Consider the following 26,328-nt stretch of genomic DNA (forward strand, 5'->3'; position numbering starts at 1 on the left):
TATGAACGACGCACTGATTGAAATACGTGACCTGCGTGTCGGGTTTGCCGGGCGCGAGGTCGTTCACGGGATCAACCTCGACATCCGCCGTGGCGAATGCCTGGCCTTGGTCGGTGAGTCTGGCTCGGGCAAGTCGGTGACCGCCCACTCGATCCTGCGCCTGCTGCCGGGTAAAAGCGTCGAAACCCAAGGCAGCATCCGCTACAACGGCACCGATCTGGTCAGCGCCAGTGATAGCCAGTTGCGCAGCCTGCGCGGCAACCGCATCGCGATGATTTTCCAGGAGCCGATGACCTCGCTCAACCCGCTGCACACCGTTGAAAAGCAAATCAGCGAAGTGTTGATCACTCACAAAGGTCTGAAAAAACGTGCCGCCCGCGAACGCACTCTGGAACTGCTGACCCTGGTGGGTATTCGCGATCCGCACAAACGCCTCAACGCCTACCCGCATCAACTGTCGGGCGGCCAACGCCAGCGGGTGATGATCGCCATGGCCCTGGCCAACGAGCCAGAGTTGCTGATTGCCGACGAACCCACCACCGCGCTGGACGTCACCGTGCAGCAAAAGATTCTTGAGCTGCTGATCGACCTGCAACAGCGCCTGGGCATGTCGTTGTTGCTGATCAGCCATGACCTCAATCTGGTGCGCAAAATCGCCCAGCGCGTGTGCGTGATGCGCGGCGGCGAGATCGTCGAGCAAGCCACGTGCGAGCAATTGTTCAGTGCTCCGAAGCACGCCTACAGCCGCATGCTGATCGATGCCGAGCCCACGGGCAGCCCGGTACCGTGCGATTACCGGCACAACCTGCTGGAAGTCGACAACCTGAAAGTCTGGTTTCCGCTACCCAAGCCATTGTTCAGTCGCGAACGGCAGTACGTCAAAGCGGTGGACGGGGTCAGTTTCGAGCTGAAAAAAGGCAAGACCCTGGGCATCGTCGGCGAGTCGGGGTCAGGCAAATCGACGCTAGGCCAGGCGATATTGCGACTGGTGGAATCCGAGGGCGACATTCGTTTCGGTAACAAGCAGCTGAACCTGCTCAACCAGGACCTGCTGCGACCGCTGCGTCGGCAAATGCAGGTGGTCTTCCAGGACCCGTTTGGTAGCCTGAGCCCACGGATGTCGGTGCAACAGATCATCAGCGAAGGCTTGCTGGCGCATGGCATTGGCACCGAGCAAGAGCGCGAAGCCGCAGTGATTCGGGTGCTGCAAGAAGTCGGCCTCGACCCGGAGAGTCGCCATCGTTACCCGCACGAATTTTCCGGCGGCCAACGCCAGCGGATCTCCATTGCCCGAGCGTTGATCATGGAGCCGGCGCTGATCCTGCTCGACGAACCGACCTCGGCGCTGGACCGCACCGTACAAAAGCAGGTGGTGGAGTTGCTGCGCGACCTGCAAGCCCGACATGGCCTGACCTACCTGTTCATCAGCCATGACTTGGCGGTGGTGCACGCCTTGGCCCACGACATGATCGTGATCAAGGACGGCAAAGTGGTGGAACAAGGTGATGCGCAAACCCTGTTCGCCAACCCACAACACCCGTACACCCGCGAGCTGTTGCAGGCCAGCAGCGTGACGGTCTGACCCGACCTGTAGGAGCGAGCGTGCCTCGCGATCTTTTGATCTTGCGCGAGCAAGTTCGCCCCTACAGATCACATATAGCCAAAATGAATATTTAAATCGTTTTATATTCTTTTTTAAAACATGCATTTCCTGCAAAACTCTCGTCATAAGTCTTCTAACTCATGATGAGCACGAAATGAAAAAACTCACTGCCCTCACCGCGCTGACCCTGGCTGTTTTATCGGGCCTGGCCCATGCTGATCGTCTGGATGACATCAAAAAGTCCGGAGTTCTGCGCGTGGCTTCGTTTGACAGCAACCCGCCATTCGGTTTTGTAGACGCTAAAAGCAAGCAAATCGAAGGTCTGGACGTGGACTATGCCAAGGCCATTGCCGACAAATTGGGCGTGAAACTGCAACTGCAACCAACCAACCCGGCCAACCGTGTGCCGCTGCTGGTGTCAAACAAGGTCGACCTGGTGCTGGCCAACTTCACCATTACGCCGGAACGCGCCGAGCAAGTGAACTTCAGCATTCCGTACTTCGCCTCGGGCCAGCAATTTATCGTCAAGAAAGGCACCCTCAAGTCCGAAGATGACCTCAACAAGTGGCGCGTCGGCGTCGACAAAGGCACGGTCAACGAAGGCGTGCTGCGCGAGAAATTCCCGGGCGCCAAAGTGATTGCCTACGATGACACCCCTTTCGCCTTCACGGCCCTGCGCAATGGCAACGTGCAAGCGATTACCCAGGACGGTCCAAAGCTGATCGGCTTGCTGGCCAATGTGCCGGACAAAGACAAGTACGAAGTACCGCCCTTCACCATTTCCAATGACCTGATCGGCGTGGGCATTCCCAAAGGTGAAACGCGCCTGACCGACGTGGTCAACGAAACCCTCACCGAACTGGAAGCCGACGGCAAGGCACAGAAGATTTATGACGCCTGGTTCGGCCCGGACACCAAGACCCCGCTGACTCGCTTGTACAAAATCGGCGACAAGAGCTAAGGCGCTGTAGCAAGACCTACAACCCGTCACGGACAACCGGACGGGTTTCTTTGTTTCAGGATGGACGCTGTTTTATGTTTGGTGAACTGCTTGCCCCGCAATACCTGCATTGGCTGTTCGATGGTTTCGTTCTCACCCTGATCCTTTCGCTGTTGACCTGCCTGGTGGCGACCGGGTTGGGGTTTTTGTTGTGCCTGGCAAGGATCTCGCCTTTGCGCATTTGGTCGTGGCCTGCACGGGCATACCTGGCGCTGTTTCGTAATACGCCGCTGCTGGTGCAGTTGTTTTTCTGGTACTTCGGGGTCACGGCGATGCTGCCCGAAGGCTGGGTAATGTGGCTCAACCAGCCGCGCAGCCTGGACCTTGGGTTGTTCGAGATTGAATGGCCGTCATTTGAGTTTCTGGCCGGATTCTGGGGCTTGATGCTCTACACCGCCGCGTTCATCTGCGAAGAGTTTCGCGCAGGCGTCAGTTCGGTTCGCCTGGAGCAACGGGCTGCGGGCTTGGCGCTGGGCTTCAAACCGGCGCAAGTGTGGCGCTACATCGTCTTCCCTCAGGCACTGCGCACCGCGCTGGGGCCATTGTTGGGGCAATACATGAACGCCCTGAAAAACTCGTCGCTGACCATGGCCATCGGGTTGGCCGAGTTGTCTTACGCATCGCGTCAGGTCGAGACCGAGACCTTCAAGACCTTTCAGGCCTTTGGTTTCGCCACCCTGCTGTATGTGCTGAGCATTGCGTTGCTCGAAGTGATCGGGCAGTTGATTGCACGCAGCAAGTGGTACCGGCAGGGGGTGCTCTGAGCCATGGACTTTTCGGTCATTAGCGACAACCTGTCGTACTTTTTGCTTGGTGCTTACCCCGACGGCCCTCTGGGCGGCGCGGCCTTGACGCTGGTACTGAGCCTGTTGTCCGGGGTGATCTCGGCCATTCTGGGTCTGGTGCTGGGCATCGCCCTGGTGATGATCCGCTCCAAAGTGCGCTGGGTGTTGCTCGGCGTGCTGGGATTTCTGCGGGCAATTCCTGTGCTGATGCTGATTTTCTGGAGCTACTTTCTGCTGCCGATCGTGTTCAACGTCGATGTACCGGCATTGGCCACGGTGGTGTGCGCCCTGTCGTTGATTGGTGGCGCGTACCTCGCGCATTCGGTATATGCCGGGATCAGCAGTTTGCCGGCCGGGCAATGGGCGGCCGGCAAGGCCTTGGGGCTGAGCACCTGGCAAGTGTTGCGCCTGATCATTTTGCCGCAAGCCCTGCCGATGATGCTGCCCTCGTTCCTCAATCAATGGATTTCATTGATCAAGGACACCTCACTGGCGTATGTCATCGGGGTGGGTGAGTTGTCGTTTGTGGCCACCCAGGTCAGCAATCGGGTCATGGTGCATCCAACCGAGATCTTCCTGTTTGTGGCGCTGGTGTACTTCGTCTTTTGCAGCAGCCTGGACCTGATCGCCAACCGGTTGGTCAAGCCCAAGGCCCTGCATCGATAACTACGGTGACAACGTTGCCATAACTATGTACCGCATGCAGGGGGCCAATAGGCGATTCAATAGGTCATCGAAAGGTTTGGCCGGCCGAATTTCTCACAGCATGAAGCTGGATAGGCCGGCTGTATTAAATGGAGTTTTACCTTGAACATGATCGAAAAAAATGACGTACCGGCCGTGAAAGGCAAAGCGCCGGCTGGTGCTTTCAACGCTCAAGTGCGCGACTTTCTGAATGAACGGCTCAAGCATCACGGCGCCCACTGCGAGCAACTCTACATCACCACGGTTCACAGTGTGATCGAGCCCAAGGTGACGCACAGTCAAGATTTGCTTGCACTGGGCAATGACACCCTGGAATGGGAGACCGTGCAAACCCATACCCATGGTTTGGTCGGAATTTTCAGCAAGCACGGAACATTCGAAGACGAGCACCGCTTCAGCAAACTGAGCTTCTATGATGTTGAAAAGCTCATGCAGGACTTGCTGGATGAAGCCCGGCATAAGTGGTTTGACTGACCTAGACGTATAGCGGCGCACCCATCCCTCTGGGCGCGTGCTCGCCCCACGGTCTTTTGATTGTTAAAAGAGCGCGGGGCGCGCCATGTTCAGGACAGGGTATTGATCACCGCCCACGCCGGGGCAAACCCCAACGGCAGCCACACCGCCATGCGCGCGCGGTATGGCAGGAGCATCAGCAAGGCGAAGCCACTGAGCGAGATCAGGCCGAACCAGCCAATCGGGCCCATTGCCCAACCCCAGGCCAGGCCGCAAAAGTAGAAACTCAACACCAGGCTCAACCACCCGGCGCCGCGCAAGGCACGGCGCAGCCCAGCTGAAGGTGGCTTGTTCCAGACTTGTTTATAGTGACGCTCAAGCCCCTGGCACAGAGCAAGCATGCCGATATAGGCAAATGCCCAGGCCGCAAAATAATCCGCCAGCATGTCAGTTCACCTCCGCCAGCACGGGCGCTTTTTTGCGCGGTACCCGTTCAACTTGGGGTTGCGATACTTTCCAGCACGCCCACAACAGCATCGCGCCCAACGCCATGGACGTGAGCTCGACGCCCATGCGGCTGGACAACGCCCACGGCGAATCAACGGCAAACAGGCTGAGCAGCGGCAAACTCAGGCACAGCACACCCGCCAACGCCAATTGCTCACGCCAGGCGTGCATGCGAGGGCGAAGCAAGGCATGCAAGAGGCTCAAGGCCCATACCCCGAAAAACACAGTCAACTCGGTATCCGGACGCTCGGTCATGCCTGCCGGTAACAAATGATTGCCCCACATGAAAGCGATGCACGCCAGGCTCAAGCCCGCCATCACGGTCACGTTGACGGCTTCGATCACGTGATAAAGCCCCTGTGCAACCCGGCTTTCGCTGGCGTATTTACGACGCCGCTTGACCGTGAACAGCACCAGCCCGGTGGCGATCATGGCGCTGCTGATCAGCCCGCAGACGAAGTACACCCAGCGCATCGGATAGCCCCCAAACTGGGCAAAGTGCATCCCGGAGATCACCCGATGCGTGAGCACCGAGGCGCGCATTTCGGTCGGCCCGGACAATTGCTCGCCGGTCACCCCGTCAAAGCGCATGCCGCCGCCCTTGATCAAGGCAATCCGGTTGCCCAGGATCGGGCGAATCTGGATCACCGCGTCGCTCTTGCCGGGGTTGGTGATGCTCACGCCGCTCAACGGCCCCATGACATCGCGAGCCTTGGCCAGTAACGGCCCGAGGGCCACCAGCGGGGCCGGTTCAACCGCCGCTGGGCGCTGGGCTTCAACCACTGCCGGCGCTGGGTCCTGAGCCTTGAAAAAGGCATCGCGATCGCCATCGAACAGCGCATCCATGGCCGCTGGCATATAGATCACGAGAAAAATAGCCAACCCGCTGTAGGTAATCATCAAGTGAAACGGCAGCAACAACACGGCGCTGGCGTTATGAGCATCGAGCCACGAGCGCTGGCCTTTGGCGGGCCGGAAGGTGAAGAACTCCTTGAAGAATTTCTTGTGAATCACAATCCCGCTGATCAGTGCTGCGAGCATGCCCATGGCCAACGCACCAACCACGTAGATACCCAGCATGCCGGGCATGAACAGGGTGAAGTGGAACAGGAAAAAGAATCGCCCACCCGCCGACTCGCGCACTGGCAAGACGTCTCCGGTGTTCGGATCCAGGGTCACTGACACGCCGTCACGCCGCCCGCCGGTCGAAGCGCGCAGTTCGGGCGAACGCTCATTGGGCAGGCTGATGCCCCACTGTTTGGCATCGGCCTTGTGTTCGTGCAAATACGCCAGCGCACGCTCCGCCGCCTGCTCGTCGGTCAAGTGATGGGCGGGCAATTCGGGGTGCATCCAGTTGTCGATCTCTTGATCGAACACGGCCAGGCTGCCGGTCAGAAAGATCGCAAACAATAGCCAGCCAACGATCAGCCCGCCCCAGGTGTGTAGCCAGGCCAACGATTGGGTGAGGGTCTGCTTCATGCGAGTCGCTCCAGCAATTGCGGCCAAAAGCCGATCGCGGCCAGTGGTAGCGCCAGTACCGCGCCCATCCACGCTGACCACTGATGGCGGGCAATGAAAGCCCACAAAATGGCGCAGGTGTAGACCGCAAACGACAACAGGCTGGCGACCAGCATTGAGTCCACATTGTCCAGCGGTAACACCCGCGCCAGCGCCGCCGTGAAGGCGTAGGTAAAGACATAGCCGCCCACCATCGCAGCCAGTGCACGAGACAGAATCGGCATCCAGGCCGACGATGCAAGTTTCATCTGTTCAATCCTTCATCAGCCCCAGCCACGGTTTTGCCAGAGCCCTAATGCGACAACGGCGCGACACCCTGAGGTGTCGCGCCTGTTATGACCCCAAAGGAGCTATCAGAACGAAGTGGTCACCGACGCAAAGTAAGCACGGCCCGCTTCGTTGTAAGTCTGGGCGCCCGCTTCGTCAGCGTTGCCCTTGCGGTACAGCTGCTTGTCGAACAGGTTGTTGATGCCCACCCGCACACTGAAATGCTTGTTGAATTCATACCCGCTGCTCAGCCCCACCAGACCGTACGGATCAACCGACTGTTGTACCGATTTGTCGAGAGACTGGTTGGCGCGCATGTTGTACTTCGGCGCTTTCTGCTCGCCGTAATACGTGCCGTTGAGCTGGAACGACAGCTTCTCGGTGACATACCAATCCAAAGTGGAGTTAAGCGTGTACTTGGGAATGATACTCAATGGCTCGCCAGTTTTCTTGTCTTTGCTGTCGATCATGTAGGTCAGGTTGGTGTTCCAGTCCAGATCCTCGCGCAAATTGACGAACAGGTTGCCCTCAATACCCTGCACGAGTGCCTTGCCACTGTTTTCCCATTGCAAGACACGACGCCCGTTGGGCAGGCGGAAAGCTGTCTCGTTGCTGGCGTTGATCTTGTTCTGGTAGTCGTTGCGGAAGTACGTCGCACTGGTGCGCCAGTTACCTTTGTCGAACGCCAGGCCAATCTCTTTGTTGATGCTGATTTCAGGGCGCAGATCCGGGTTACCCACCAGGTAGCACCCGCCGATGTTGGCTTCTACCGAACTGCAACCATTACCACGGCTATACAACAGGTAGTTGGGGTTGGACTGGTACAGGTTCGGGGTTTTGTAGGCCCGGGCGATACCGCCCTTGAGGCTCAGCTCATCCGTGATCTGGTGCGAAGCGTTGAGGCTCGGGCTCCAGTTGCCGCCGAACTTGTTGTGGTGGTCGTAGCGCAAACCGGGCGTGATGATGGTTTTTGCCCCGGCCTCGACGTTGTCTTCGACGTAAAAGGCGTAGCTGTTGGCGGTGGTTTTGGTCTGGCTACGGTTTGTTCCCGGAATACCCGCACTGCCATCGGCGCCCGGGTCCCAGCTTTGTGGGCGCAACGAGCCCGGATCATTCAGCGATTCGTACAGGTATTCGCCACCCAGGGTCAGTACCTGGTGGGTGTAAAAGTCCAGCGGCAAGTTCACTTCGGCCTTGGCGCGGGTGTTGCGCAAGCGCGACTGGAAACTACCGGCGCTTTCTGACGGAGCACCTTCACCATAGCCTGCCAGGCCTTCGTTCAAGCGCGAGTTACGCGTCAGGTCATGGCTCAACATGGCCATGGTGGTACCCCAGTCAAACGAGCCATTGTGGGTCGCCGAGAAGGTGCTGCGCTGCAGAATACTGGTTTCCTTGCCGTACAGACTGTTAACAAAATCGCCGCCGCTGTTGAGCATGGTGTCACCGGCGTAGATATTGCCCTGACGGCTGTAACTGGCCTCCAGGTCGAGCGATTGTTCCGGGGTGAACTGCCAGCTCAGCAGGCCGTTGACGTCCTTGTTGCGCACCCCCTCACGCCCCGCCACGACGCTGTCGGTAGAGGCCTGTTGAGCGGTGTTGATCCGCGCATCGTCGGCGTCGGTTTTGCTCAGGCCGCCATACACACGAAACACCAGATCGTCGGTGATCGGGCCACTGAGGTTGAAGTTGGTGCGCTTGCTGATGCCTTCTGCGCTGTCATCTGGTGACAGGTAGTAAGCGGTCAAGGAGCCGGAGAGCTTATCGGTCGGGCGTTTGGTGATGATGTTGACCACCCCGCCCATGGCGCCGGAGCCGTATCGGGCAGCGGCCGGGCCACGCAGAATTTCAATGCGCTCGACTTCTTCGGCCGGCACCCAGTTGGTTTCACCACGGGTATCACGGTCGCCGCTCCAGCCATAGCGCTGGGCGTTACGCGAAGAAGACGGTTTGCCGTCGATCAGGATCAAGGTGTTTTCCGGGCCCATGCCACGCAAGTCAATCTGGCGGTTGTTGCCGCGAGCGCCACTGGAACTGTTACCGGTGAGGTTCACGCCCGGCTCACGACGAATAATGTCGGAAAGATCGTTGGCCGGCGGACGCTTTTTGATGTCTTCAGCGGTGATGATCGACACCCCAGGTGCCTGCTTCAGTTCTTCGGCAGCGGTACCCAACACGCGGGTTTCTTCCAGTTGCAGCGCCTGCTTGCTGCCATCTACCGGCAGATCGCTGGCCTCCACGGGTACTTCATCGCGTTCACGCTCCAGCGCGTCGGCAAGCAAAGTCGGTGAAGCAAGTGCGGCCACGATAGCCAAAGAGAAATGACTGCGTTTGAATCGAGACGACATGTCCAGTTAATCCTTAACGATGGAGTGTGCTTTGCAGGCCTGAATCCGGGTGGCTGCAGCACGATTCCTTGAAAGGATCTCGCCTCGCCTCGCTACCCCCGGCACTGCCAAGGGCGACAATAGTAACCATTCTCAAATGAGAGTAAAGCGCGAATGGTAATAATCCTCACTCGAGAATTCCTCCGATCCCTTTGTTTTAAGGGCTTGTCCTACAAAAAAATAATTTAAAACCGATTGCCAAATACGTCACATCCTGAGAAAAACCCGGCCATTCTCAATTTTCGGGTGCACCAGCATGAACAACGAACTCCAGATCACCGACCTTGTCGTGGGCGAAGGCAAAGCCGCCGTCAAAGGCGCACTGATCACCACGCAGTACACCGGTTGGCTCACCGATGGCACGGTATTCGACTCCTCATTCGAGCGCGGCAAGCCGTTCCAGTGCGTGATTGGCACAGGCCGAGTCATCAAGGGATGGGATCAGGGCCTGATCGGCATGAAGGTCGGCGGCAAGCGCAAACTGCAGGTTCCTGCACACTTGGCCTATGGTGAAAGAAGCATGGGGGCGCACATCAAGCCGAACTCCGACCTCACATTTGAGATCGAACTGCTCGAAGTGCTCACGCGAGACGATTAACACATCGTTCTATTTTTGGGGAGTTAAGCGTTGGTGAATCGATTTTTCATGCAAATATTGACGCTTTCTCTGCCCATTGTGATCGTCGGGTGCAGCAGCCAAAGCACTCAAACGCACCCCAGCCGCACACCCGAGCAGACGCGTGCGCGGTTGCTTCAACTGTTGCCCGCCAACGTTCAGGATCGCCAGGGCTGGGCCAACGACATTAATACCGCCTTCGCGGCGCAAAAGCTTGAGCCCAACGACGAAAACCTGTGTTCGGTGCTGGCAGTCACCGAACAGGAGTCGACGTTTCAAGCCGACCCTGCGGTGCCCAACCTGGCCAAGATTGCCCGCAGCGAAATCAATCGCCGAGCGGGGAAACTGCACATTCCGGAATTCGTGGTGCGCAGTGCGCTTAATATCACCTCGCCCACAGGCAAAACCTATAACCAGCGCCTCGATGCGGCACGCACCGAAGGCCAACTGAGCGCCATCTTCGATGACTTCATTGGCATGGTGCCGCTGGGCAAAAACCTGTTCGGCAGCCTCAACCCGGTGCACACCGGTGGGCCGATGCAAGTCAGCATCGCCTTCGCCGAGAAGCACGCACAAGACTATCCGTACCCGATACCCGACTCGATCCGCCACGAAGTCTTCACCCGTCGTGGCGGCATGTACTTCGGTACCGCCCACTTGCTGGGCTACCCGGTCGATTACCCACAATCGCTGTATCGCTTTGCCGACTTCAACGCGGGTTGGTACGCCAGTCGCAACGCCGCATTTCAAAATGCCGTGAGCCAGGTTTCAGGCATCAAGCTGGCGCTGGATGGTGACGTGACCATCCCCGGTTCCTACGACGTCGGTTCGACCGAACGCGCCGTTCGGGTATTGGCCAAACCTTTAGGCTTGAACAACAACCAGATCCGTCAACAGTTGCTCAAAGCTGACATCCTTGAGTTTGACCAGACCGAGGTCTACCGCAAGGTCTTCGCACTGGCCGATCGCCAGCAGGGCAAGGCGCTACCACGCGCCGTGCTGCCGGGCATCACCCTGCAAAGCCCCAAGATCACCCGCAACCTGACCACCGCCTGGTTCGCCCAGCGCGTAGATGACCGCCGCCAGCGCTGCATGAACAAGGCGAAGTCGTTGCCCGAGAGATGACGAAAATCCTTGATCAGTTCGCATACGAATAGATTGGTTGTAATTGTCCAGATGCGGTGTAGGCTTACAAGTATCAACACTTTGGAGGCCGTCATGCATTTAGTCGCCCATAACGCACAACCTGATATCACCAGCGGTGATGCAGGCCGCGTGGCCCTGACCTTCTTTTTCAATTTGATGGAGCATTGGGGCTGCAGCAAAGATCAGCAATGCACCCTGCTCGGCTCTATCGGCAACACCACCTACTTCAAATACAAAAAGCTGCCGAATGTACGCCTGCCCCACGACACCCTTGAGCGCATTTCCTATCTCATGGGCGTGCACAAAGCACTGCGGATCCTGTTCAGTAATCAGCCTGAGCGCGCTTATGAATGGGTGCACAAAGCTAATACCGCGCCACCGTTCAATGGCCAAAGTGCCCTCAATTATATGCTTGGCGGCCAAGTGGTCGATCTCGCTGACGTGCGGCGCTATCTGGACGGGGTGCGTGGCTGATGCCAGATACCTCCCTGCCGGCCGTCCTGCCCGAATGGGGCAACGCTTTTCGCATCATCAACAGTTCATTCCCGCCGCTGTCGGTCTTTGAAGACACTCTCGATCCAGACGATCTGGACATCGCTTTCGCCCTCGAAAGTTTGACCAATGACCGGCTGCGCGACCAGGCTGGAATGCTCAATCGCGTACTTGTGCAAGACCGCCTGTGCGGCGAAGGGTCGACCCCGATCATGGCGGCGTTCACCCATGTAGGGCGCGCCAGCCGTTTTACCGACGGCAGTTATGGCGTGTACTACTGTGCAAACAGCATCGAAGCCGCCATCGCAGAAACCTGCTTTCACCAGGAACAATTCTGGCGCGCCACCCAAGAGGCGAGCATCGAAATCACGATGCGCACCTACGTCAACAAGGTGCTCCAGCCAATGATTGATGTGCGTGACGAACCCTCCGTGCACCAACCCGAGCCTGCCAGCTACGCGGTCGCGCAGGCCTTTGCCAGACCCTACCGCGAAGCCTTGGCCTGGGGCCTGCTGTACAACAGCGTGCGCCTCAAAGGCCACCAGTGCGTGGCTGCCTTTCGCCCGCCTGCCCTCTCGATTCCGGTGCAGGGCCCACATTTTCGGTATGTGTGGGATGACAAAAAGCAGGCGATCGCCTGGGTGTTGCAACTGAGCGAAATCAACTTCTGAGCGCATCACTGCAAAACTTGGTAACAGGGGTTTATTTACCCCTCACATCTCGCCTATCTTCAGTGCATGGCCGAAGTGGATGAGCAGGACCGGCGCGGGCGCCTCAGGGGTTATCCCCCTAACAGCCCCCTTTCTGCCTCACCCCGATAAAAAGAAAACGGAGCCACCATGACTGAACGCTGCAATTCCTATTACACCGCGACCCTCAACCACGAAACCGATTACCCGACGCTGCAAGGCCAGCACCGGGTCGATGTGGTGATTATCGGCGGTGGTTTTACCGGCGTCTCAACCGCCGTCGAGCTGGCAGAAAAAGGCCTGAAAGTGGCCATTGTCGAGAGCAACAAGATCGGTTGGGGCGCTACCGGGCGCAACGGCGGGCAAGTGACCGGCAGCCTCTCGGGCGATGAAGCGATGCGCAAGCAAATGCGCCGCCGCTTGGGCAGCCAGGTCGATGACTTTATCTGGCAATTGCGCTGGCGCGGACACGAGATCATCCAGCAGCGGGTCGAGAAGTACGGCATTGCCTGCGACCTCAAACATGGCCATTTGCATGCGGCTTACAAGCCCAGCCACATGGAGGGCTTGCGCACCGATTACGACGAAGCCGTGCGCCGTGGCATGGGCGATGACGTGTCGCTGCTCGACCGCAGCCAAGTGCGCGACATCCTGCAAAGCGACCTGTATTACGGTGCTATCAAGAACCTGCGCAACATGCACCTGCACCCGCTCAATCTGTGTATCGGCGAGGCCCGCGCTGCCGAAAGCCTGGGCGCGCTGATTTTCGAACACAGTGAAGTGCTGGAAATCATCCACGGCGACACCCCAGGCGTGCGCACGGCACACGGGCGCATTGATGCCAACCAGGTGCTGCTGGCCGGCGACGTGTATCACAAGCTGGAGCCGGGCAAGCTCAAGGGCAAAATCTTCCCAGCCATGGGCGGCATCGTCACCACCGAACCGCTGGGTGACCTGGCGCGGCAATTGAACCCCGAAGACCTGGCCGTGTATGACTGCCGCTTCGTACTCGACTATTACCGCATGACCGCCGATGGTCGTCTGCTGTTTGGCGGCGGAGCCAACTACAGCGGCAAAGATTCGCGCGACATTGCCGGCGAATTGCGCCCGTGCATCGAGCAGACCTTCCCTGCGCTCAAAGGCGTGAAGATCGACTACCAGTGGAGTTGCGCGATGGGCATCGTGATCAACCGCATTCCGCAACTGGGCAAGCTCTCGGACAATGTCTGGTACTGCCAGGGCTACTCGGGGCATGGCATCGCCACCACCCACATCATGGGCGAAATCATGAGCCGCGCGATCACCGGCCAGCTCGAACAATTCGACACCTTCGCTGGTTGCCAACACATCCGCGTGCCCATGGGAGACGTATTCGGCAACCCGATGCTGGCGGCGGGCATGTGGTACTACCAGATGCTTGAGCGATTGCGCTGAACAACCTCGCCACGCGATCTTTTGATCTGGGTTGTGTGCCAAGAGCCCCCTCACCCTAGCCCTCTCCCGAGGGAGAGGGAACTGATTGGGGGATGCTGAAAATATCCGTCTGCTACCCGACGCAATGACTCTAGCGGCCTGTAGGAGCGAGCTTGCCTCGCGATCTTTTGATCTTGATCCATGAAGCCCCGCTCTCCCTCTCCCGAGGGAGAGGGAACCGATTGGGGGATGCTGAAAATATCCGTCTGCTACCCGACGCGATGACTCCCAGGTCCTGTAGGAGCGAGCTTGCCTCGCGATCTTTTGATCTTGATCCATGAAGCCCCGCTCTCCCTCTCCCGAGGGAGAGGGAACTGATTGGGGGATGCTGAAAATATCCGTTTGCTACGCGACGCAATGACTCTAGCGGCCTGTAGGAGCGAGCTTGCCTCGCGATCTTTTGATCTTGATCCATGAAGCCCCGCTATCCCTCTCCCGAGGGAGAGGGAACCGATTGGGGAATGCTGAAAATATCCGTCTGCTACCCGACGCAATGACTCTAGCGGCCTGTAGGAGCGAGCTTGCCTCGCGATCTTTTGATCTTGATCTGCAACCACACAGCGTCCAAAACAGGGCGGGCCCTCCTACTGGCCTGCTTTAACCGTGGTTTACACGGTGTACTGCTTGAACAGTTCCTCTTTGATGATCAACAGCGCGTCTTCGTAGTAACGCTCGCCCCGAGCTTCGCTCAGCAAGACCGAGCGCACGCTGGGTTCACCTTCGCCGGGGATGTGTTCGCAGGTGAGGTAGAACTCGGCAGTCTCCGGCTTGAATTCCAGGTAGTAAAACAGCTCGCGGCCTTCGCGGTGCCAGTAGCCTATTTCTCTGCGCATGGGGTTCCTTGGTCAATCATCTGGGCAATCCGCTCCAGCGCCACTTTGAGGCGCTGGGTACTCGAAGCTGCGGTCAGGCTGATGCGGACCGCATTGAGCGGGCTGGATTTAACCGCAAATACCTCCGCCGGGACTACATCCACGCCCGCTTTTCGGCAGGATTCAGCAAACGGCACTGGGCCCGCAGGCAGTGTCAGCCAGATATGCGGCGACGGGATAGCGGTCTGGTACATCACCGCGCCCAGCAGTTTTTTCGCCAGGCGCCAGCGCCGGGTCACTTCTTCGGTTTGCCAGGCCACGCGCTGCAACACCGTCCCGTCGCTAAGCCATTGATTGGCAATCGCCACACACAAAGGCGACAGCCCCCAGTGCGCCGATTGCGCATGAGGGTCGATGCGCGCCAGCAATGACGGTGTCGCCACTATCCAGCCAAGACGTACACCGGCAGCCACGGTCTTGGACAAGCTGCTGACGAGGATGCCCAAGTCCGCCAGGTAATGGCACAACGGCGGGCTGTCGGTGAGCGCGCCATACACATCGTCTTCGATAACCCAGACACCCTGTCTCCGGGCGATGGCGGCTATCGCCAGTTTGCGTTGCTCGCTCATCACCGCCGACGTCGGGTTGTGCAGGGTCGGGGTCAATACCGCAATGCGTGCGCCAGTCGCACGAATGATACGGTCGAAGTCGTCAGGCACGATGCCCTGCCCGTCCATGGCAATGCCATGCATCGGCAAGCGCAGTTGCGCGCAAGCTGCCTTGATCCCTGGCGCGGTGAACGCTTCAACCAACACCGGCTCGCCCGCCTGGCACAACGACAGCAATACCGTGAACAACCCTTGCTGGGCGCCGGTACACAGCATGATGTTATCCAGCGGCACCGGCAGGCCGCGCGCCTTGAGCCAGTTGGCCCCGAGCACCCGGGCCTGGAGCAAGTCGGCGGCACTCAGGTAATGCTGCAAGCGAATCGACTGATGGGTTTCCAGCAGCCACTGCACGGCCTGCGAATCACTTTGGCTGGCATGGTCTATCGCCGGGATATTGGTACGCAGGTCAATGTGCCCAGCGTGCTCATCAACCTGTTGCAAGCGAAACAACGTCGCTTCCTGGCTGCCCGACAGCACGTAGGTGCCGCGCCCTACTTCGCCCGATACCAAGTGCCGCCGCGCCGCTTCGCGATAGGCCTGCATGGTGGTGCTGGGGTTCCAGCCCAATGCCCAGGCCAGCCGCCGCTGTGGCGGCAAACGCTCGCCGGGTTTGAGTTCACCACAGCTTATGGCGTGGGCAATGGCATCCACCAGCGCCAGATAGCGCGGTAGCGGCGTGTCGTTGATGACGGGAATCCACATTTATTGTTGGCCATGCAATATAAGTCTCGGCCCATACAATGCGACGCCCCTAGAATCGAGTCAAATCCCCTGATGACGGTGTGTCATGTTTGACCTCAATGCACTTCGACTTGCCGCAACCACTGTGTACCAGTACATGCCCCCGACCCCGCAACTGGCCTGGCCACTGCTGGCCGAGCACACGGGCTGTACGGTATGGGTCAAGCATGAAAACCATACCCCCACTGGCGCGTTTAAAGTACGCGGCGGCATGCTTTACGTGCAGGGACTGCTTGCTCGGGAGCCGGGCATCAAAGGCCTGGTTACGGCCACCCGGGGCAATCACGGCCAAAGCCTGGCATTGGCCGCGCGCAGCAATGCACTGGCGCTGAGCATCGTGGTACCCGAAGGCAATTCGCGGGAAAAAAACGCCGCCATGCGCGCACTCGGTGCCCGCGTGATCGAGCACGGCAAGGACTTCGATGAAGCCCGCAGCCATGCCGCCGAATTGGCGACCGATCATGATTTGCATCTGGTGCCAGCCTTCCACCCGGACCTGATTCGCGGGGTCGCCACCTATGCCCTTGAGTTGTTCGAAGCGGTCAAGGACCTGCACACGGTGTATGTGCCCATCGGCATGGGCTCAGGCATCTGCGGGCTGATCCAGGCCCGTGACCTGCTGGGCCTGGACACCGAGATTGTCGGTGTGGTGTCCGAGCATGCTGACGCCTATGCCTTGAGCGTTGAGCAAGGCCGTGTGGTCTGCACCGACAGCGCCCAGACCTTCGCCGATGGCCTGGCCTGTCGTCAGCCTCAGCCCGATGCCCTGTCCATCATTGCCCAGGGCGCCGCGCGGGTGATTCGTGTCTCAGACCACGACATCGCGCACGCCATCCGCCTGTACCACGAAACCACCCACAACACTGCCGAAGGCGCGGGTGCCGCTGCCCTGGCCGGGCTGATCAAAGAGCAGGCACAACAGCAAGGGCGCCGGGTGGCGGTGGTTTTGAGCGGAGCCAATATCGACCGCCAGTTATACGCGACACTCCTCGATGAAGACCTCGCCAGTCTCTGAATGCCTCTGATCCCCGGATCTGCCTTCTTACCGCCTCAGCGGCTACGGGCGTAGCCGCTTCCATAAATAAAAATTCATCTGCTGCGACAAATTGTCTTTATTTGTTTCAAAAACAGGCTCAAAATAAAAACTGTACCGTACAGTACCATTCTAAAACCTACGCTCGCAGTGCATGTAAAGGCCTTGACTGCCGGCTTCAGGGATACCGTAATGAAAAACGCTAAACAGGAGGCACCCGCCTCTAAAGGGAGACACCTGATTCTGGGGGTCTTCGGGATTTTGCTCGGCCTGAGCGGCTTGTTCCTGGCAATCATGGGCGCCCAATTGGCAACGCTGGGCGGCTCTTGGTACTACCTGCTGGCAGGTGTCGGCATGCTGATTTCCGGCGTGCTGTATGTCCGTAGAAAACCCGCTGCAACAGCGGTTATCGGCATTGTCTTTGTGGCCACGGTCATTTGGGCATTGTGGGAAGTTGGTTTTACTTTCTGGCCAATGGTTCCACGTCTGGCACCGTTCCTGGTCATCGGCCTGCTGGCCTCGCTGCTGCACCCTTGGTTGACCCAAGGCCGCTACCGGGCAGCCAGCTACGGCGGCGCGGCCGTGTTTGCCGGCGTGCTGGCCGTGGGTTTCAACGCCCTGTTCACCCCGCATGGTGTCATTGAAGGCGAGCCGTCTCTGGCCGCCCAGCCTGAAGTCAAAGGCACCGATAAAGCCACCGACTGGAGCCATTACGGCAGCAACCCGGCCGGCACGCGCTTCTCGCCGCAAACACAGATCAACAAAGACAACGTCGACCAACTGCAAGTGGCCTGGACCTACCGCACCGGCGAGATCGCCCAAGGTGCGTCGGAATACCAGAACACCCCGATCCAGGTAGGCGACACCCTGTACACCTGCACCCCGACCAGCAAAGTGATTGCGCTGGACGCCGACACCGGTGAGCAACGCTGGACCTTCGATCCAAAAGCGCAAAACACCAAGACCTGGAACCGCTGCCGTGGCGTGAGTTACTACGAGCCGGCCAAGGTTGAGCATCCGTATGCATTTGCAGACCTCAAGCCCGCCAAACCGGCACAGGGCAACAGCTGCGCCAAGCGTATTGTGCAAGTGACCATGGATGCCCGCCTGGTGTCCATCGATGCCGAAACCGGCAAACCATGTGAAGACTTCGGCGACCACGGCTCGGTCGACCTGACCACGGGTCTGGGCCGCGTCATGGAGAACGTGCCGTACTACGCCTACACCTCGGCCCCGACCATTTCTCGCAACCTGATCATTCTCGGCGGCTGGGTGTTTGACGGGCGTTCGCTGGACGAACCCTCAGGCGTGATCCGCGCGTTCAGCGCCGACACCGGTGAGCTGGTGTGGGCCTGGGACCTGGGCAACCCGGACATCACCAAACTGCCACCCGAAGGCGAAACCTACACCCGCAGCACACCCAACATGTGGTCTACCCCGGCGTTCGACGATGAGTTGGGCCTGGTCTACCTGCCACTGGGCAACCAGCAACCAGACTTCTGGGGCGGCACACGTCCCGAGCTGACCGAGAAGTACTCTTCGGCCGTAGTGGCTCTGGACATGGCCACCGGCCGCGAACGCTGGACCTTCCAGACCGTACATCACGACCTGTGGGACTACGACATTGCCGCGCAACCGTCGCTGTATGACGTGCCGGACGGCAAAGGTGGCACCATCCCGGCGTTGGTCCAGCTGACCAAGCGCGGACAGATCTTCATGCTCGACCGTCGCACCGGCCAGCCGATTGCCGATGTGGTCGAAAAGCCCGTGCCGCAAGATGTGGCAGCCGGTGACTGGGTCGCCAAAACCCAGCCGTACTCGGTGGGCATGCCTACCTTCGGCGCCGATCCACTGACCGAAAAAGACATGTGGGGTGCCACGTTCTTCGATCAGCTGATGTGCCGCATCGACTTCAAAAAGCTCAACTACAACGGTGAGTTCACGGCCCCCAGCACCCAGGACACGCTGATTTACCCAGGCTACTACGGTGGCTTCAATTGGGGCGGCGGCGCCATCGACGAGAACACCGGTTACCTGTTCGTCAACGACATCCGCATTCCGCAGGTGGTCAAGTTGGTGCCGCGTGAAAACGTCGACCTGTCGCACCTCAAATCCGGCCATGGCGTGGGCAGCACCTACCCGATGGAAGGCACCCCCTTTGTGATCGACCATAAAGGCTTCAACTCGCCGCTGGGTATCCCTTGCCAGAGCCCACCTTGGGGCGTGTTCGCCGCAGTCGACCTGAACACCCGCAAGAAAGTCTGGGAACGCCCTGCCGGCACCGTTGAAGACGCCGTGATCAATGGCGTTCGCGCCAACCTGCCGATTCCGCTGGGCATGCCAACCCTGGGCGGCGGTGCCACTACCGGCTCCGGCCTGGTGTTCTACGCGGGCACGCAAGACTACTACCTGCGGGCCATGGACATGGCCACCGGCAAGGAAGTCTGGAAAGGCCGCCTACCGGTTGGGGGGCAAGCCACACCGATGACCTACCGCTCGCCTAAAACCGGTCGCCAGTATGTGGTGATCGTTGCCGGTGGCGCACGCCAGTCTCCAGATCGCGGGGATTACGTGATAGCGTACGCGCTCCCTGAAAAAGAGTAGTTCTTATGTCGCAGTTGCACCGCACCAGCCCTTCAACCCCGACCCGGAGCGAGGAAAAGCGGCGCAACTTGCTGACAACCGCCAGTGAACTCTTTTTGCAACAGGGCTACGATGGCCTCAGCATGGACGCCATCGTAGCCGCTGCTGGCGGCTCCAAAGCCACGATCTACCGTTACTTCGGCAGCAAGGCCGACCTGCTGGTGGCGGTGGTTGAATACCTGTGCGAAGACTTCATCATCAACCTCAAGCAACTCAACACCTCGGGCATCGAACTGACCCGCGGCCTGGAGTTGATCCTTGAAGAACTCGTCGCCGTGGTCACCAGCCCGCGCCATGTAGCTTTCTACCGCCTGGTGGTCAATGGCTCGGCGCACGTCCCACAGGTGGGGCAAACCTGGTACGAACATGGCCCCAAGGTCTGGCACCAACTGATCTTCAACCTGCTTGAAGAACAGCGCCATCGCGGACTGATCGCGGCCAACAGCTCGTTCTCCGAACTGCCGCCGATTCTGTTCGATGCACTGTTTTCACACCTCACCACACGCACCGTGATGCTGGGGCAAACCTGCACGGCCACAGCCTTCGCCCCCATGATCAACGAACTGATCGCCCTGGTGGTCAGACGCCTCAAGGCCCCCTGAGAACGCCGCGCAACGCGACAAATCCGGGCCAATATGGCTATGCTCATGCCCATGAGCCCTTCCATCGCGGTCCGCCAACCCTGCCCTCCCGGCGCATGCAATTGTGAGCGCGAGCAACTGTTGGCGCTGCCCGCCCCTGACCTGCGCATCCTGAGCCTCACGCGTCAGGCCGAAAAAGTCATGCTCCAACACCTGGAAAACATCCAGAGCCTCAGCGATCTTGAGCGCATGCAGCGACGCATGTACGAGCAACTGGGGATTCAGGTGCAGGTTGAGCCCGGCTTCAATGAGGTGCGGACCATGCGCGGTATCGACATCCGCATTGCCGAACAGCCCGGCTTGTGCCGCAAGACTCGGCAGGCGATTCCGGCGGCCATACGCCGGGCTTTAGAGAAGCGTCCAGAAATTGCTTACAAGCTGCTCGACAGTCACGACCTGCTGCGTGACACCTAAACACCTCGGAAAAAGTGAACCACCCGACATATTTAGCCATAAACGAGCTAAGCCTCTGTTTTTGCTTGCCTAACCACCCTCAATCACTTATAAGCGCGTTTTTTAATAACGATAGAGCCAGAACATGAGTACCGGATTCACCGAGGACGAAATGCGTAAAGCGCTCGGCCTTGATCTGCCCGCAGCGCCAACCCCAACGGCTCCACCCGTCACACCCCCAGCACCCGCCGCCCCCAAAACACCTGCTACCCTCACTCCCAAGCCTGCGCCACGCGCGCCGGTCAAGCGCCGAGGGCCGATGCTGCGGGTCACCTTGCACGTCAGCAAAGTGTATGACGGCGAAGAAACCCTGTTTGTACACGACTCCCGATTGCTGAGCCGGTTCGATGCCGAGCAGGAAGCGAAAAAAGCTTTGGCCAAAGCCGGCTTTAAATACTATGTAGTCGATTCGATTGTTCAGATCGACTAACCCTGACAGGTCTGACGTAGCGCTGACTCAGGACTCATTGCCAAGGAACCCGCCATGCAAAGCCAGCCACTGAATGACGCAGAATTCGAGGCAATCGAAGACGTTCTGCTTAAATACGGCGACGATCACACCATCCTCAACACCTGTGAACTGGACGGTTTCTTCACCGCCCTGGTGTCCAGCCCAACACAAGTGGACATTGCTGAATGGTTTCCTGCGATCTTGGGCAACCAGAACCCCAACTGGGAAAGCCTAGAAGAAGCCGAGCGTTTCATTGAGCTGACCACCCGGCACTACAACTTCCTGGCCCAGCAACTGGCTGAAGACAGCAGCGCTTTCGTGCCACGCTTTGAAGAGACCGAGCACCAAGGCCAAAACGTGACCCTGGCTGAAGAATGGTGCTTCGGCTATATCCGCGGCGTGACCCTCGCGCAGTGGCCCGACATGCCAGACATTCAAACCCGCTTGCTGAGCACCCTCGTCGACCTGGCTGAACAGGACAACTTCGAGCTGCCGGAAGACCTCGACGTAGCGGCTCACCAGCAACAGGCGGCCGAAGTGGCCCCGGCTGCACGGGCATTGCACGACTACTGGCTGAGCCAGCGCTAAGCCACTCCCTGTGTAGGAGCGAGCTGGCCTCGCGATCTTTTAAAAGATCAGACGATCCCGGCCAAGCCCGCTCCTACGGCTGTTTTTACCTCGCAGACCGGACTTATGACCACCCTCACCCACTTCAACACGCCGATCAGCGAGCCGATCAACGCACAGATCACGCAGCTTGTCGTTGACCACCTCAGCGACATCAGCGCCATGGAAATCGCGCCGAGCAACTTGCTGTACAACATCTATCAATACGCCATCGGCTTTGAAGTGCACCTGTACCTGCAAGCCCTCGACGGCTCAAAAGGCATCGCGGTTGAGCTGATCGTCGCGACAGATGAGCAAGACCCGGAGCTCGTCACCGGGTTTGTCCTGTACCTGCCATTCAAGGACGACCCACAAGCGTGCGGCATCGCGTACATGGCCGAGCGGTCCAGCCATCGCCATGCGGGCGTGTTGCAAACGATGCTGAGCGAAGTCATCCGCCGCTATCCGCACACCGAACTGGCCTGCAGCGTGAGCAAAGCCCCGGCCTTGCAAGCCATGGGCTTTCACGTCATCGGCACCCGCGGCCCACAAGTGCTGCTCAATACCCGCGATTACAGTTCAGACGGGCTGATGGGCGTGCTCGACGTTTCAGCGATCTACCAGTCCACCGAAGTGCGGCAGATCCATACCTACCTGCTCAATCGCAACGGTAAAAAAGCCATGATTGAGGCCGAAAAAAAGCGCGATCGCCAGATCGACCAGCTCACCGCCAAAGCCAAGGCTTTCGTGGCCAGCCTGAAATAACGCATGATGGGCGCATTCCGATCCGAGGGAACGCTATGCGCCGTCATTTCACTTTCAATCGCCTTGCCGCGCTCAGCCTTGGCCTGATGTTCAGCGCATCCGTTTTGGCCAGCGAAGAATCGCAACTGGTCGATTCAATCAACGCGTATCGCAGCCAGGCCCAACCGTGCAATGCCCAAGCCTCGCAAGAACTGCCGCCACTGACCTCCGACACCCGTCTGGTGCTGCCAGCCAATGGTTTTGGCGACCTGCAAAGTGCGCTCGCCCAGGCCGCCTACCCGATGGTCAACGTACAGGCGATCAACCTGTCCGGCCCCCGCGACTCACAGGCAGCCATGAAAGCCGTGCGAGAAAGTTTCTGCAAAGTGGTGCTCGACCCGCAGTTTGTCGACATCGGCGTCAGCCATTCAGGCCAGGACTGGCGCATCGTTCTGGCGCGGCCATTGCTGACCTCACGCCTGGGCGACGCCCAGACAGAAGGCCAAAACATCCTGGCACTGATCAACAGTGCCCGTAACCAGCCACGCCAGTGCGGCACCCAAGCGTTCGCGGCCGCTGGCCCGTTGACCTGGAACGCCACCCTGGGCACCGCCGCCAACACCCATAGCCGTGACATGGCCAACAACAACTACTTCGACCACAAGGACCAAACCGGCGGCACACCGGGCGATCGCGCCGAACTGGCCGGGTACATTGCCCAACAGATCGGCGAAAACATCGCAGCGGGTCTGGATACCCCACGCAAAGTGGTGGATGGGTGGCTGGCCAGCCCCGGGCACTGTGCCAATATCATGAACCCGCAATTTCGCGAGCTGGGCGCTGCCTATGCAGTCGACCCTAAAAGTGATGCAGGCATCTACTGGACTGCGATGTTCGGCACCCAGTAACGCGCAGATCGAAAAGAACGTGGCGACGATAAAACGCCGCAGCAAATAAGCAAAAGCCCCGCTCAACAGGTTGAGCGGGGCTTTTTTTTACAGCGCCATATCAGCCGCCGGGTTATCTGGAGCAGGTTTGGCCGGCTCCTTAGGTGCTTCTTGATGACCGGTTGCAGCCGGGATGGCTGGCGGCGGGGTCAGTTGCAGGACGTCGGCGGTGTAAGCCCATTCCTGTGCAACACGCTCAGGCGAACCATTGAGCTTGGTGCCGTAGCTTGGAACGATTTCACGCAGCTTGGCCTGCCATTCTGGCGTCGCCACCTTGTCTTTGAACACGGTTTCGAGCACGTTCAGCATGATCGGTGCGGCAGTCGATGCGCCTGGCGATGCCCCCAGCAGACCGGCAATGCTGCCGTCCTTGGAGGCAACGATCTCGGTGCCCAGTTTCAGCACGCCGCCCTTCTCTTCGTCACGCTTGATAATCTGCACACGCTGGCCAGCTTGCCACAGGCGCCAGTCTTCTTGCTTGGCGTCCGGGTAGTACTCTTGCAGCGCCTTGAAGCGGTCGTCATCGGACAGCATCAACTGGCCAGCCAGGTATTCAACCAACGGGTATTGTTCGATACCGACTTTGGTCATTGGCCATATGTTGTGCAGCGTAGTGCTGGTCAACAGATCCAGGTACGAGCCTTCTTTCAGGAACTTGGTCGAGAACGTCGCGAACGGGCCAAACAGGATTACGCGCTTGCCATCCAGCACGCGGGTGTCCAGGTGCGGAACCGACATGGGCGGTGCGCCAACCGAAGCCTTGCCATAAGCTTTGGCCAAGTGCTGTTCAGCGATGGTCGGGTTGTCGGTCACCAGGAACGAGCCGCCTACCGGGAAGCCAGCATATTCCTGGGCCTCAGGGATACCGGACTTCTGCAGCAGGTGCAGGGCACCCCCACCAGCGCCAATGAACACGAACTTGGCGTTGGTTTCACTTTCGGTGCCGTCCTTGAGGTTTTTGTACACCACACGCCACGTGCCATCTTCGTTGCGCTTGATGTCTTTGACTTCACTGGACAGGTTCAGGGTGAAGTTAGGCTTGGATTGCAGGTAAGACACGAACTGGCGCGTGATCTCGCCAAAGTTCACGTCAGTCCCGATCGGCGTCCAGGTGGCCGCGACTTTCTGGTTCGGGTCACGCCCTTCCATCATCAGCGGAACCCACTTTTTGATCTGCTCCGGGTCTTCAGAGTACTGCATGCCCGCGAACAAAGGGCTGGCCTGCAGCGCTTCGTAGCGTTTCTTCAGGAACTTGATGTTGTCATCGCCCCACACAAAGCTCATGTGCGGAGTGGAGTTGATGAACGAACGCGGGTTTTTCAGAACACCGTTCTTGACCTGCCAGGCCCAGAACTGACGCGATACCTGGAAGGCTTCATTGATTTCAATGGCCTTGGGGATTTCAACGTTGCCGTCTTTGTCTTCCGGGGTGTAGTTCAACTCAGCCAGGGCAGAGTGACCGGTACCGGCGTTGTTCCAACCGTTGGAACTCTCTTGAGCGACGCCGTCCAGACGTTCGATCATCTGCATGGACACGCCCGGTTCCAACTCGTCGAGCCAGACACCCAAGGTCGCGCTCATGATGCCGCCGCCAATCAGTAAGACATCAACGTTCTTTGGCTCCGCGGCGTGCACGGACGTTATTCCCATGGTCAACGCCAGGCCCATGAGCCCTTTGTTCATCTTCTTTATCATGTTGTCGTACCTAAGATAAAACGCCATCTACCCGGCACGGCGCTCTGAACAGGACTGGGCTGATTGCAAGTCAGGCAGTTTGCAACCAAGCCCTTCATCAGGCCTTGATCGGGCAGATATATAAGGCCTATGCACACTATAGACCTCACTTTTATGTACCTTGGGCGCTGATCTTTTATTGCTTTTGGCTTCAGCTACTTGGGTGACATATGTGATAGGTGGCGGGCGTGGCCGATAACAGGTTCAACCTGCCCAGCTCCTTCACCCCCGACACTTCTTGCTTGCGACTCCATTGACGCTAGCTGCCCTTTGCACCTCCTTCCAGGAAAAGTGCCCGGGTCCTCAAAACCCGAGGGCGCCAGCGTTGCAACCGCGACATTCTACCTCAGGTGGCATTTTGTACAAAAAACGCCCTCCCCGGCGCCCAGACAACCAGGGGCTGTACGAACTGTTTTCGAACGAAGGCCGGCAAGGCGAAAACCGGCCAGGAAGCGGGGTTTACGGGGTGTAAATGAGCGTCCCGAGCCTGTATTCAACGCCACACAACCGCGCGCAGATACATTCCTGCAGAGCCAAGGCCGATCAAGACCCGACACTTCACGTACAATCGCGCTTTTGCCAACGCTGCCCACAGGATTCACCCATGTCATTGAACAAACGCAACCAGGCACAGATCGAGAACCGTCTGGTCAAGCACCTGACCCATGCCTGTGAACGTGCCAAGGGGCAAATTCCGGGCTTTGTCTGGTTGACCCACGCTGTGGACTTCGAGGCCTTCCCTGCCAGCCTCAAAGTGGTCTGGGTGTTCGACACCCAGGTCAGCAAAGACTTTGCTCTGGCCGATGGCGAAGCGCGCTTCATGGTCGAACTCACCACCTACGCGCTGGCCGACGCCAATATCAACGTGCGCCAGGTCGCCAACCATGTGTTCTTTGACTCCGAAGACGAGTGCCAGCGCGCCTGTGGCGGCAACTGGGTCAAGCGCCTGGCGCAGAAAACCCCGGGCCGGGCGTGATCCATGGCAAAAGAGATTGAAAACCCATGCATCGCGGTGTGCCAGTTAAGTGGCGATCTGTGCGTGAGTTGCGGTCGCACCAAGGAAGACATCCGCAAATGGCGGCGCATGAAACGCCCGGAAAAAATGGCCGCCGTACAACGCGCCACCGCGCGCCTGAAAAGCCTGCAAAAGAAGAACACCTGACATACACCGCCGCATGAGCTACGTGCGCAATGAGCTACCCTGCGCGGTGCTACTG

The 26,328-nt window shown here is 58.8% G+C and carries 27 protein-coding genes; 20 read left to right on the forward strand and 7 right to left on the reverse strand.

Annotated elements, in window-relative coordinates; translation table 11 throughout:
• Window position 1: 1 nt before the first annotated feature.
• The 5 genes from NTD86_RS21425 (at window position 2) to NTD86_RS21445 (ending at window position 4,567) form a co-directional block, all read left to right on the forward strand.
• A complete protein-coding gene (locus NTD86_RS21425; RefSeq protein WP_262205283.1) occupies window positions 2-1,582 on the forward strand; it encodes an ABC transporter ATP-binding protein in 1,581 nt (526 codons plus the stop codon).
• A gap of 175 nt (window positions 1,583-1,757) precedes the next feature.
• Window positions 1,758-2,564, forward strand: a complete 807-nt coding sequence (locus tag NTD86_RS21430) for an ABC transporter substrate-binding protein (RefSeq protein ID WP_262205285.1) — start codon at window positions 1,758-1,760, stop codon at window positions 2,562-2,564.
• Between the two features lie 74 nt (window positions 2,565-2,638).
• A complete protein-coding gene (locus NTD86_RS21435; protein ID WP_262205286.1) occupies window positions 2,639-3,367 on the forward strand; it encodes an amino acid ABC transporter permease in 729 nt (242 codons plus the stop codon).
• A gap of 3 nt (window positions 3,368-3,370) precedes the next feature.
• On the forward strand, window positions 3,371-4,054 hold the full coding sequence (locus NTD86_RS21440; RefSeq protein ID WP_262205287.1) for an amino acid ABC transporter permease: 684 nt from the start codon (window positions 3,371-3,373) through the stop codon (window positions 4,052-4,054).
• A 141-nt stretch (window positions 4,055-4,195) separates the two neighbouring features.
• Entirely contained in the window at window positions 4,196-4,567 is a 372-nt protein-coding gene (locus NTD86_RS21445) for a hypothetical protein (protein WP_262205289.1), read from the forward strand.
• A gap of 89 nt (window positions 4,568-4,656) precedes the next feature.
• Here NTD86_RS21445 and NTD86_RS21450 read toward each other — a convergent pair whose 3' ends face one another.
• From NTD86_RS21450 to NTD86_RS21465, 4 genes are all read right to left on the reverse strand, one after another.
• Complete coding sequence (locus tag NTD86_RS21450; RefSeq protein WP_262205290.1) at window positions 4,657-4,992, reverse strand: DUF3325 domain-containing protein; 336 nt, start codon at window positions 4,990-4,992, stop codon at window positions 4,657-4,659.
• Between the two features lies 1 nt (window position 4,993).
• Entirely contained in the window at window positions 4,994-6,532 is a 1,539-nt protein-coding gene (locus tag NTD86_RS21455) for a PepSY-associated TM helix domain-containing protein (protein ID WP_262205292.1), read from the reverse strand.
• Window positions 6,529-6,819, reverse strand: a complete 291-nt coding sequence (locus tag NTD86_RS21460; protein WP_262205294.1) for an iron transporter — start codon at window positions 6,817-6,819, stop codon at window positions 6,529-6,531. The genes NTD86_RS21455 and NTD86_RS21460 overlap by 4 nt, the downstream gene beginning before the upstream one ends.
• Before the next feature lie 105 nt (window positions 6,820-6,924).
• Complete coding sequence (locus NTD86_RS21465; RefSeq protein WP_262205295.1) at window positions 6,925-9,183, reverse strand: TonB-dependent siderophore receptor; 2,259 nt, start codon at window positions 9,181-9,183, stop codon at window positions 6,925-6,927.
• 295 nt (window positions 9,184-9,478) lie between these two features.
• On the opposite strand from NTD86_RS21465, the gene NTD86_RS21470 reads away from it, so the two are divergent.
• From NTD86_RS21470 to NTD86_RS21490, 5 genes are all read left to right on the forward strand, one after another.
• Window positions 9,479-9,820 (forward strand): FKBP-type peptidyl-prolyl cis-trans isomerase, encoded by a 342-nt coding sequence (locus NTD86_RS21470; protein ID WP_262205297.1) that lies wholly within the window; start codon window positions 9,479-9,481, stop codon window positions 9,818-9,820.
• A gap of 48 nt (window positions 9,821-9,868) precedes the next feature.
• The gene (locus NTD86_RS21475) at window positions 9,869-10,963 is read left to right on the forward strand and encodes a DUF1615 domain-containing protein (RefSeq protein ID WP_262205298.1); all 1,095 of its coding nucleotides are present in this window, start codon (window positions 9,869-9,871) and stop codon (window positions 10,961-10,963) included.
• Between the two features lie 93 nt (window positions 10,964-11,056).
• On the forward strand, window positions 11,057-11,458 hold the full coding sequence (locus NTD86_RS21480) for an MbcA/ParS/Xre antitoxin family protein (RefSeq protein ID WP_262205299.1): 402 nt from the start codon (window positions 11,057-11,059) through the stop codon (window positions 11,456-11,458).
• Window positions 11,458-12,147: an RES family NAD+ phosphorylase gene (locus NTD86_RS21485; protein WP_262205300.1), complete on the forward strand. Its 690-nt coding sequence runs from the start codon at window positions 11,458-11,460 to the stop codon at window positions 12,145-12,147. Before NTD86_RS21480 ends, NTD86_RS21485 begins: the two co-directional genes overlap by 1 nt.
• A 168-nt stretch (window positions 12,148-12,315) precedes the next feature.
• Complete coding sequence (locus tag NTD86_RS21490) at window positions 12,316-13,599, forward strand: NAD(P)/FAD-dependent oxidoreductase (RefSeq protein WP_262205301.1); 1,284 nt, start codon at window positions 12,316-12,318, stop codon at window positions 13,597-13,599.
• Window positions 13,600-14,246: 647 nt separating this feature from the next.
• Here NTD86_RS21490 and NTD86_RS21495 read toward each other — a convergent pair.
• Window positions 14,247-14,471, reverse strand: a complete 225-nt coding sequence (locus NTD86_RS21495) for a hypothetical protein (protein WP_262205302.1) — start codon at window positions 14,469-14,471, stop codon at window positions 14,247-14,249.
• On the reverse strand, window positions 14,456-15,820 hold the full coding sequence (locus NTD86_RS21500) for a PLP-dependent aminotransferase family protein (RefSeq protein ID WP_262205304.1): 1,365 nt from the start codon (window positions 15,818-15,820) through the stop codon (window positions 14,456-14,458). Before NTD86_RS21500 ends, NTD86_RS21495 begins: the two co-directional genes overlap by 16 nt.
• An 85-nt stretch (window positions 15,821-15,905) precedes the next feature.
• Here NTD86_RS21500 and NTD86_RS21505 point away from each other — a divergent pair, with 85 nt between their 5' ends.
• The 8 genes from NTD86_RS21505 (at window position 15,906) to NTD86_RS21540 (ending at window position 23,338) form a co-directional block, all read left to right on the forward strand.
• Window positions 15,906-16,874, forward strand: coding sequence for a threonine dehydratase (locus tag NTD86_RS21505; protein WP_262205305.1), 969 nt, complete (start codon window positions 15,906-15,908; stop codon window positions 16,872-16,874).
• 210 nt (window positions 16,875-17,084) lie between these two features.
• Entirely contained in the window at window positions 17,085-19,496 is a 2,412-nt protein-coding gene (locus tag NTD86_RS21510) for a membrane-bound PQQ-dependent dehydrogenase, glucose/quinate/shikimate family (RefSeq protein ID WP_262205307.1), read from the forward strand.
• 5 nt (window positions 19,497-19,501) lie between these two features.
• Window positions 19,502-20,137 carry a TetR/AcrR family transcriptional regulator gene (locus NTD86_RS21515; RefSeq protein WP_262205309.1) on the forward strand — a complete coding sequence of 212 codons (636 nt, stop codon included), beginning with the start codon at window positions 19,502-19,504 and terminating at the stop codon, window positions 20,135-20,137.
• Between the two features lie 51 nt (window positions 20,138-20,188).
• Window positions 20,189-20,590 carry a hypothetical protein gene (locus NTD86_RS21520; RefSeq protein ID WP_262205311.1) on the forward strand — a complete coding sequence of 134 codons (402 nt, stop codon included), beginning with the start codon at window positions 20,189-20,191 and terminating at the stop codon, window positions 20,588-20,590.
• A 124-nt stretch (window positions 20,591-20,714) separates the two neighbouring features.
• A complete protein-coding gene (locus tag NTD86_RS21525; RefSeq protein WP_262205312.1) occupies window positions 20,715-21,059 on the forward strand; it encodes a hypothetical protein in 345 nt (114 codons plus the stop codon).
• Window positions 21,060-21,113: 54 nt separating this feature from the next.
• Window positions 21,114-21,668 (forward strand): UPF0149 family protein, encoded by a 555-nt coding sequence (locus NTD86_RS21530; protein ID WP_262205314.1) that lies wholly within the window; start codon window positions 21,114-21,116, stop codon window positions 21,666-21,668.
• A gap of 105 nt (window positions 21,669-21,773) precedes the next feature.
• A complete protein-coding gene (locus tag NTD86_RS21535; RefSeq protein ID WP_262205315.1) occupies window positions 21,774-22,451 on the forward strand; it encodes a GNAT family N-acetyltransferase in 678 nt (225 codons plus the stop codon).
• A gap of 35 nt (window positions 22,452-22,486) precedes the next feature.
• Entirely contained in the window at window positions 22,487-23,338 is an 852-nt protein-coding gene (locus NTD86_RS21540; RefSeq protein WP_262205316.1) for a CAP domain-containing protein, read from the forward strand.
• An 87-nt stretch (window positions 23,339-23,425) separates the two neighbouring features.
• On the opposite strand, the gene mqo is transcribed toward NTD86_RS21540, so the two are convergent.
• Window positions 23,426-25,072, reverse strand: coding sequence for a malate dehydrogenase (quinone) (gene mqo / locus NTD86_RS21545; RefSeq protein ID WP_262205317.1), 1,647 nt, complete (start codon window positions 25,070-25,072; stop codon window positions 23,426-23,428).
• A 643-nt stretch (window positions 25,073-25,715) separates the two neighbouring features.
• Between mqo and NTD86_RS21550 the strand changes: the two genes are divergently transcribed.
• Both NTD86_RS21550 and NTD86_RS21555 read left to right on the forward strand, forming a co-directional pair.
• On the forward strand, window positions 25,716-26,087 hold the full coding sequence (locus NTD86_RS21550; RefSeq protein WP_262205319.1) for a hypothetical protein: 372 nt from the start codon (window positions 25,716-25,718) through the stop codon (window positions 26,085-26,087).
• A 3-nt stretch (window positions 26,088-26,090) separates the two neighbouring features.
• Entirely contained in the window at window positions 26,091-26,273 is a 183-nt protein-coding gene (locus tag NTD86_RS21555; RefSeq protein ID WP_262205320.1) for a DUF1289 domain-containing protein, read from the forward strand.
• Window positions 26,274-26,328: the final 55 nt, after the last annotated feature.

Source organism: Pseudomonas sp. 7P_10.2_Bac1 (assembly GCF_025465935.1).
Classification (GTDB): domain Bacteria; phylum Pseudomonadota; class Gammaproteobacteria; order Pseudomonadales; family Pseudomonadaceae; genus Aquipseudomonas.

Coding starts and splice junctions, on each gene's coding strand:
- NTD86_RS21425 (WP_262205283.1), top strand. CDS start 2: ATGAACGACGCACTGATTGAAATACGTGACCTGCGTGTCGGGTTTGCC.
- NTD86_RS21430 (WP_262205285.1), top strand. CDS start 1,758: ATGAAAAAACTCACTGCCCTCACCGCGCTGACCCTGGCTGTTTTATCG.
- NTD86_RS21435 (WP_262205286.1), top strand. CDS start 2,639: ATGTTTGGTGAACTGCTTGCCCCGCAATACCTGCATTGGCTGTTCGAT.
- NTD86_RS21440 (WP_262205287.1), top strand. CDS start 3,371: ATGGACTTTTCGGTCATTAGCGACAACCTGTCGTACTTTTTGCTTGGT.
- NTD86_RS21450 (WP_262205290.1), bottom strand. CDS start 4,992: ATGCTGGCGGATTATTTTGCGGCCTGGGCATTTGCCTATATCGGCATG.
- NTD86_RS21455 (WP_262205292.1), bottom strand. CDS start 6,532: ATGAAGCAGACCCTCACCCAATCGTTGGCCTGGCTACACACCTGGGGC.
- NTD86_RS21460 (WP_262205294.1), bottom strand. CDS start 6,819: ATGAAACTTGCATCGTCGGCCTGGATGCCGATTCTGTCTCGTGCACTG.
- NTD86_RS21465 (WP_262205295.1), bottom strand. CDS start 9,183: ATGTCGTCTCGATTCAAACGCAGTCATTTCTCTTTGGCTATCGTGGCC.
- NTD86_RS21470 (WP_262205297.1), top strand. CDS start 9,479: ATGAACAACGAACTCCAGATCACCGACCTTGTCGTGGGCGAAGGCAAA.
- NTD86_RS21475 (WP_262205298.1), top strand. CDS start 9,869: ATGCAAATATTGACGCTTTCTCTGCCCATTGTGATCGTCGGGTGCAGC.
- NTD86_RS21480 (WP_262205299.1), top strand. CDS start 11,057: ATGCATTTAGTCGCCCATAACGCACAACCTGATATCACCAGCGGTGAT.
- NTD86_RS21485 (WP_262205300.1), top strand. CDS start 11,458: ATGCCAGATACCTCCCTGCCGGCCGTCCTGCCCGAATGGGGCAACGCT.
- NTD86_RS21490 (WP_262205301.1), top strand. CDS start 12,316: ATGACTGAACGCTGCAATTCCTATTACACCGCGACCCTCAACCACGAA.
- NTD86_RS21495 (WP_262205302.1), bottom strand. CDS start 14,471: ATGCGCAGAGAAATAGGCTACTGGCACCGCGAAGGCCGCGAGCTGTTT.
- NTD86_RS21500 (WP_262205304.1), bottom strand. CDS start 15,820: ATGTGGATTCCCGTCATCAACGACACGCCGCTACCGCGCTATCTGGCG.
- NTD86_RS21505 (WP_262205305.1), top strand. CDS start 15,906: ATGTTTGACCTCAATGCACTTCGACTTGCCGCAACCACTGTGTACCAG.
- NTD86_RS21510 (WP_262205307.1), top strand. CDS start 17,085: ATGAAAAACGCTAAACAGGAGGCACCCGCCTCTAAAGGGAGACACCTG.
- NTD86_RS21515 (WP_262205309.1), top strand. CDS start 19,502: ATGTCGCAGTTGCACCGCACCAGCCCTTCAACCCCGACCCGGAGCGAG.
- NTD86_RS21520 (WP_262205311.1), top strand. CDS start 20,189: ATGAGCCCTTCCATCGCGGTCCGCCAACCCTGCCCTCCCGGCGCATGC.
- NTD86_RS21525 (WP_262205312.1), top strand. CDS start 20,715: ATGAGTACCGGATTCACCGAGGACGAAATGCGTAAAGCGCTCGGCCTT.
- NTD86_RS21530 (WP_262205314.1), top strand. CDS start 21,114: ATGCAAAGCCAGCCACTGAATGACGCAGAATTCGAGGCAATCGAAGAC.
- NTD86_RS21535 (WP_262205315.1), top strand. CDS start 21,774: ATGACCACCCTCACCCACTTCAACACGCCGATCAGCGAGCCGATCAAC.
- NTD86_RS21540 (WP_262205316.1), top strand. CDS start 22,487: ATGCGCCGTCATTTCACTTTCAATCGCCTTGCCGCGCTCAGCCTTGGC.
- mqo (WP_262205317.1), bottom strand. CDS start 25,072: ATGATAAAGAAGATGAACAAAGGGCTCATGGGCCTGGCGTTGACCATG.
- NTD86_RS21550 (WP_262205319.1), top strand. CDS start 25,716: ATGTCATTGAACAAACGCAACCAGGCACAGATCGAGAACCGTCTGGTC.
- NTD86_RS21555 (WP_262205320.1), top strand. CDS start 26,091: ATGGCAAAAGAGATTGAAAACCCATGCATCGCGGTGTGCCAGTTAAGT.